The sequence below is a fragment of the Rheinheimera sp. genome, from assembly GCF_036568245.1.
Lineage (GTDB): Bacteria > Pseudomonadota > Gammaproteobacteria > Enterobacterales > Alteromonadaceae > Alishewanella.
Genome location: NZ_DATCSY010000412.1, coordinates 1 through 5,127, shown reverse-complemented (window position 1 = coordinate 5,127; position 5,127 = coordinate 1). Strand labels below are relative to the sequence as shown.

Below are 5,127 nucleotides of genomic sequence, written 5' to 3'. Positions count from 1 at the left end.
AGCAGTATTTAAAAAGCCATCCGATCGGATGGCTTTTTAAATACTGCTGCGTCGTTAGCCCGCTAAACCGACATACACGTTTTGCACATCGTCATCAGCATCAATCGCATCTAAAAAAGCTTCAACTTCAGCCCGTTCAGCATCACCCAGCGCTACCGGGTTGTTTGCACGGTACACCAGCTTGGCGGTCAGTACTTTATAACCAAATTCCGGCAGGGCTTTAGCCACAGCGTCTAAATCGGTCGCTTCAGTTAAAAACACTACTTCGCCATCGTCGCCCTGTTCAAAATCCTGAGCGCCTGCTTCGATGGCTGCCAGTTCCATATCGGCATCAGCACTGTCAGCTTCGGCTTCAATCTGACCTAAATGTTTAAAATCCCACGACACTGCGCCCGATGTTGCCAGCTGGCCTTTACGAAATAGCTGACGAATGCTCATCGCACTGCGGTTTTTGTTATCTGTCAGACATTCAACAATGACCGGGACCTGATGAGGTGCAAAGCCTTCATAGACTACTGTTTCATAGTTGGCCGGGCCGTCAAGCAAGCCTGCACCTTTTTTAATCGCACGTTCCAGTGTATCTTTCGGCATTGAGGCTTTTTTAGCCGCTTCAATGGCTGAGCGTAGCTTGGCATTCATATCCGGGTCGGCGCCATTACGCGCAGCTACGGCGATTTCTTTTGCCAGCTTGGTGAAAATGCGGCCTTTGGCATTGGCGGCATCCATTTTGTGTTTGGCTTTCCATTGTGCGCCCATTGTTGCGCTCCTGTATATGTGGCTATCAAAACAAACAGGGCGCTAGTCTAGCCAATAGCAGGCTTTTAACGCAACAACGCTTATGATAAATCTGCAGTAAAAGCATGCTTAGTTCTGCTCCAGCCCCAGTTGCTGAACATGCTGCTGCAGCTGCGGATAGAACTGCAGAAAATCCTGCTCCAGCTTAGAATATACCGGATCTATCTCTCCAATCACGCCACTGAATTGATTGGTGAAGCGTATGCGCTCTGCAATTCTGTCAAGGGCATAGCCCAGACTCGGTAACTGCTCATAGCTGGCGAACCAGTCTGTCTGATACACATTTCGCATAGTGTTAGCCATCGCAGGCGGCATCAGATGTTCTGCAGCAGCAATATCGTTATATATCTGCTGTTTGGCGGCGGCAAATGACAGGCTGTAAAACTCTGACCAGTGGCTTATTAAAAAATGGTCAAACAGTACGTCCAGCGCGATACCGGCAAAGCGGCGGCGCTGCACCGAAAAATGTGTTTTGGCGCGGCGCACCAAAGGGTGGTGGTCAGTAAAGTGATCCACCGCACGATGATTCGCTAAACCCTGACGCACCGCCTGCGGCAATGTCTCTATCTGCACACCTTTGCAGAAATCTCCCAGCAGGTTACCAACTAATGAATATGAATTCGGCTGTGACAGTGCAATATGCGCCAGATAGTTCACAAGTAGTCCTTCTTAATCTTTAACTACAATGCTTTGCTAAATATCATTTTTTTGTCAACTGTAACTTGGCATCTTTACTGGCATTATTGTTGACTAGTACTTAGTATGGGGTTGTCAACAACTCAGATACGAGGTTAATGATGTCGATCGGTAATGTTAATAATAATAGCGCGGCGCAAGTGCAATTTTATGCTCAGGAAAAAAATGCAATAAGCACTAAAGCAGAACAAACAACACAGACTCCAGCAACAGCATTAGCATCTGGTAGTGATTCCGTGCAGATTAGTGACAGAGCCCGGTTATTGCTTGCTCAGAATTCAGCCTCAACCACTTTAGGAAATGGAGGGGGGATTATTCCTCCGGGCAATGCTCCAACAACTGAAGGGAGTGCTGCAACTGTTCAGGGTAATGGTGGTGGAATTATTCCTCCGGGTAATGCACCAATTACTGGTGGTGATGCAGTGAGTACCCAGGGTAATGGTGGTGGAATTATTCCTCCAGGTAATGCACCGATAACAGGCGACGATTCTGTTAGTACTTTGGGTAATGGTGGTGGAATTATTCCTCCGGGGAACTGATTTAAAAAACACTATAGGGTAATCAGAGATATGGACTGGGATAGGCTGGAATTAGTCTTATTTAATTTAGATAAATATTTGTTTATTGGCTATTTTATACTGCTGATTGCAGCTATTCGATTCGAGAAAAAAGTATCTTCAGTTTTAATTACATTTACTGTGGTTGCCGTAACTAATGGCGTTATGACGTCTCTGGTTCCGCTGCTGTACAAAATAGCCGCAAACGATGGGATTGTTTACAAGTTTGCTTGGTATGGCTCGTTTTGCTTGATTGACGCACTTGCTATTTATTTGTTGTTTAAATTTCATAATATGTTGAAGCAGAGCGTAAGTGCTGTAGCTGAATTGGCGGGCTTTGCCTTTGTACTACTGGCTACTTTGCAGAGCATATTTTTCGTAGAGCAATACTTGTTTCTAAGCTCATATACAAGAGCGTTATATCAATATGGTATTCCTTTGATAAATATTGCTTTAATGCCAGCGATGATATTCTTCTGGGTAATGCAAAATGTTACTTTCAGACAGAAGCGCTATGGAGTCAGTTAATGATCTTTGTTTTTATCAGCTTTATGATTTTGTTGAATATTCTGGCTTTACATATGTTCAAGCGACTGCATTTTTTACGCTCAATCAGCCAGATCCAGGCCGAGGTTGAATTGGAGATGCATAGCAGGGCGCACGAGCTGTTGGTGCGCCGGGATCAGCTGGAAGTAGGTTTGCTCAAAGATGGCGCAGAAACTATTGATGAGCAGTGGAAAGGTGACCTGGCAGAGTATATGGAAGAGTTTGAGCAGGAAGCATTATTACGCGCAAAAAGTCGTTTAAAACGCGTTTAGTAATTTAGCTTAAATAGTAACTCGGCCAGATCTGGTTGCCAGACATCCTGTTGCTGTGCGCGATTATTTTTCACTAATACCCCTTCCGCTAACAAACTCTGACGTTGTAACTCGGCCGCTTCTGAGCCTGGCGAAAAAGCCAGGCTTCTGTTACTTCTTAACACTCTGAACCACGGTACCCTTAACTCAGCAGGTGCTTTACCAAGGGCTTTACCAACTAATCTGGCTCTGCCTGGTAGGCCGGCCAAATCGGCTATCTGGCCGTAGCTTGCTACTTTGCCGACCGGGATCTGCAGCACCGTCTGCCAGATACGTTGGTATTTACTGTCATCCATTATTACTCCTGAAATCTCATATGGTCTGCCGTGAAATGACTGTTTTGCCAATTGGGGCAAGCGTTAATAATGCCAGCTTCAAGTGCTGTATGCCAAAGGGGATACCAATAATACTGACAAAACACACTATGGCGTGACCTATATGCCCAAGTGCCAGCCAGATCCCAAAGCATAAAAACCAGATGATATTACCCAGCATACCTAAGCCACCCGTGCCGATATCGTCGTAGCGGTTAATATAACGCCGGTTCACGGCATCCTGCCCGAATGGCCAGAACGCCATTTCACCTATTACAAAGCAGCTGCGACCAAATGGGATACCTATGATACTGATGAAGCAGATTAACCCGGCCAGCCACCAAAGCATGCCCATAATAAAACCACCCATTACAAACCACAGTATATTGAAGATTAAACGCAGTAAACTCATGTATCATGTCCTTTATTATATAGCCTGGTAGTGAGAAGCACAGCTTGTGCCATATTTACACTAACTTAAAATCAATGCTTTATATTTATTGTGGTTTTGCGGCAGAGGTCTATCCGACCACTGAGTGGTGAAAAACACGAAGTAGCAGGAAGAGTGATGGTATTTAACGGTAGAAAAGCAGTGGTATTTGATTTAGATGGGACTCTGGTTGACTCTGCACTGGATTTTGCGCTGATCTGTGATGATATCGGCTGGCCGCAAGGTACACCATTGCTCGAGACGCTCGCTACGGTTGAAGAACTCCAGGAACGGCAGCGAATAACGGACATTATTTGTCGTCATGAAATGCGCGGCGCCGAGCTTGCCAGCTGGATGCCGGGTGCACAACAGTGCCTTGAACGGCTCAGCGAGGCCGGTATACCGCTGGCTATTCTGACGCGTAATATGCGTGCAGCAACCCAGCTGACGGTATCCAGACTACAGATCCCGATACAGCATATTCTGACGCGGGAGGACTGTGCTGCAAAACCTGACCCGGAGGGGTTACTGCGTATTGCGGCGCAAATGAAACTGGAAGTCAGCGAGATGATTTACGTAGGCGATTACCTGTTTGATTTACAAACAGCCGCTAATGCCGGTATGCCGTCCTGTCTGTATCTTAATGAACATAATAGTCATTTTTTGCCGCTGGCCAGTTGGTCATTCCGTCATTTCGATGAACTGAGCAGTATGCTAGTCGGATGATATGATGGTTTTTTTGCTGGCTGCAGACTTTTGCTTTCAGGTTAGTTTATACGCTAGGATGCTTCTATATTAATAAGAATAAAATGCCTGTCGGGGATAGCTAAGTGTTAGAGCGGCTGAAAAACGATTTCTATCTGGCAATGCTGACACTGGTTGGCTGCATCATAGTGCTTTGTGTCACTCCCTACGGGATATACCGGTTATACAGTGGCAATTATATTGTAGGCACTGCAGACCTGTTTATGGTGCTGTGCGCGATGGCAGCGACCCGTATGGCATGGCGCAGTGGTGATACGGTGAAGCCCGGTTTATTTATGGCGTTGGTGTTTTGTGCCGGAGCCCTGCTGGTATGCATCAACCTGGGTGTAGATGGCTTATTCTGGGTTTACCCCTTTTTAGTGTTTATTTTCTTTCTGGTTGCGCCAATTTGTGCTTTTGCATTGCTGGCGCTGATGCTTGGGTCGTTGTTTGTTATTGCTAATCTGTATCCGCAACTTATTTTTGCCAGCCGGTTTCAGATGCTGGCGTTCTTTGTTACTACCAGTATTACCAGCTTGTTTGCATTTATTTTCGCTTACCGCGCACAACTGCAGCGCCGCGAATTACAGCGCTTAGCGACAACCGACAGCCTGACCGGTGCCGGTAACCGGCGTACATTGAATGATCAACTGGCGTTAGCTATTTCTGAGTTCGCCCGTTTGTCGCGGCAGTACGGTTTGATTCTGTTAGATTTAGATCATTTTAAGCAGATT

General features: G+C 46.1%; 9 protein-coding genes. 5 read left to right on the top strand and 4 right to left on the bottom strand.

Translation table 11 applies throughout. The annotated features are described in order from the left end of the window. Positions 1–54 precede the first annotated feature (54 nt). Both VIN66_RS18610 and VIN66_RS18605 read right to left on the bottom strand, forming a co-directional pair. Positions 55–756: a YebC/PmpR family DNA-binding transcriptional regulator gene (locus VIN66_RS18610; RefSeq protein ID WP_331925380.1), complete on the bottom strand. Its 702-nt coding sequence runs from the start codon at positions 754–756 to the stop codon at positions 55–57. A gap of 108 nt (positions 757–864) precedes the next feature. Further along, positions 865–1,452: an ACP phosphodiesterase gene (locus tag VIN66_RS18605; protein WP_331925379.1), complete on the bottom strand. Its 588-nt coding sequence runs from the start codon at positions 1,450–1,452 to the stop codon at positions 865–867. Positions 1,453–1,589: 137 nt separating this feature from the next. Between VIN66_RS18605 and VIN66_RS18600 the strand changes: the two genes are divergently transcribed. From VIN66_RS18600 to VIN66_RS18590, 3 genes are read left to right on the top strand one after another with little or no spacing between them, the layout of a single operon-like run. Next, positions 1,590–2,030, top strand: coding sequence for a hypothetical protein (locus VIN66_RS18600; protein WP_331925378.1), 441 nt, complete (start codon positions 1,590–1,592; stop codon positions 2,028–2,030). Positions 2,031–2,060: 30 nt separating this feature from the next. Continuing rightward, the gene (locus VIN66_RS18595; RefSeq protein WP_331925377.1) at positions 2,061–2,576 is read left to right on the top strand and encodes a hypothetical protein; all 516 of its coding nucleotides are present in this window, start codon (positions 2,061–2,063) and stop codon (positions 2,574–2,576) included. After that, the gene (locus tag VIN66_RS18590; protein WP_331925376.1) at positions 2,576–2,866 is read left to right on the top strand and encodes a hypothetical protein; all 291 of its coding nucleotides are present in this window, start codon (positions 2,576–2,578) and stop codon (positions 2,864–2,866) included. The genes VIN66_RS18595 and VIN66_RS18590 overlap by 1 nt, the downstream gene beginning before the upstream one ends. Here the strand turns inward: VIN66_RS18590 and VIN66_RS18585 are convergent. Continuing rightward, positions 2,863–3,201 (bottom strand): MGMT family protein, encoded by a 339-nt coding sequence (locus tag VIN66_RS18585; RefSeq protein ID WP_331925375.1) that lies wholly within the window; start codon positions 3,199–3,201, stop codon positions 2,863–2,865. The genes VIN66_RS18590 and VIN66_RS18585 overlap by 4 nt on opposite strands. Before the next feature lie 16 nt (positions 3,202–3,217). Beyond that, complete coding sequence (locus VIN66_RS18580; protein WP_331925374.1) at positions 3,218–3,631, bottom strand: YccF domain-containing protein; 414 nt, start codon at positions 3,629–3,631, stop codon at positions 3,218–3,220. A 156-nt stretch (positions 3,632–3,787) separates the two neighbouring features. Between VIN66_RS18580 and VIN66_RS18575 the strand changes: the two genes are divergently transcribed. Both VIN66_RS18575 and VIN66_RS18570 read left to right on the top strand, forming a co-directional pair. Further along, on the top strand, positions 3,788–4,375 hold the full coding sequence (locus tag VIN66_RS18575) for an HAD family hydrolase (RefSeq protein ID WP_331925373.1): 588 nt from the start codon (positions 3,788–3,790) through the stop codon (positions 4,373–4,375). Between the two features lie 104 nt (positions 4,376–4,479). After that, positions 4,480–5,127, top strand: a 648-nt coding sequence (locus tag VIN66_RS18570) for a GGDEF domain-containing protein (protein WP_331925372.1), incomplete at its 3' end; no start/stop codon positions are given.

Coding starts and splice junctions, on each gene's coding strand:
- VIN66_RS18580 (WP_331925374.1), bottom strand. CDS start 3,631: ATGAGTTTACTGCGTTTAATCTTCAATATACTGTGGTTTGTAATGGGT.
- VIN66_RS18610 (WP_331925380.1), bottom strand. CDS start 756: ATGGGCGCACAATGGAAAGCCAAACACAAAATGGATGCCGCCAATGCC.
- VIN66_RS18575 (WP_331925373.1), top strand. CDS start 3,788: ATGGTATTTAACGGTAGAAAAGCAGTGGTATTTGATTTAGATGGGACT.
- VIN66_RS18595 (WP_331925377.1), top strand. CDS start 2,061: ATGGACTGGGATAGGCTGGAATTAGTCTTATTTAATTTAGATAAATAT.
- VIN66_RS18600 (WP_331925378.1), top strand. CDS start 1,590: ATGATGTCGATCGGTAATGTTAATAATAATAGCGCGGCGCAAGTGCAA.
- VIN66_RS18585 (WP_331925375.1), bottom strand. CDS start 3,201: ATGGATGACAGTAAATACCAACGTATCTGGCAGACGGTGCTGCAGATC.
- VIN66_RS18590 (WP_331925376.1), top strand. CDS start 2,576: ATGATCTTTGTTTTTATCAGCTTTATGATTTTGTTGAATATTCTGGCT.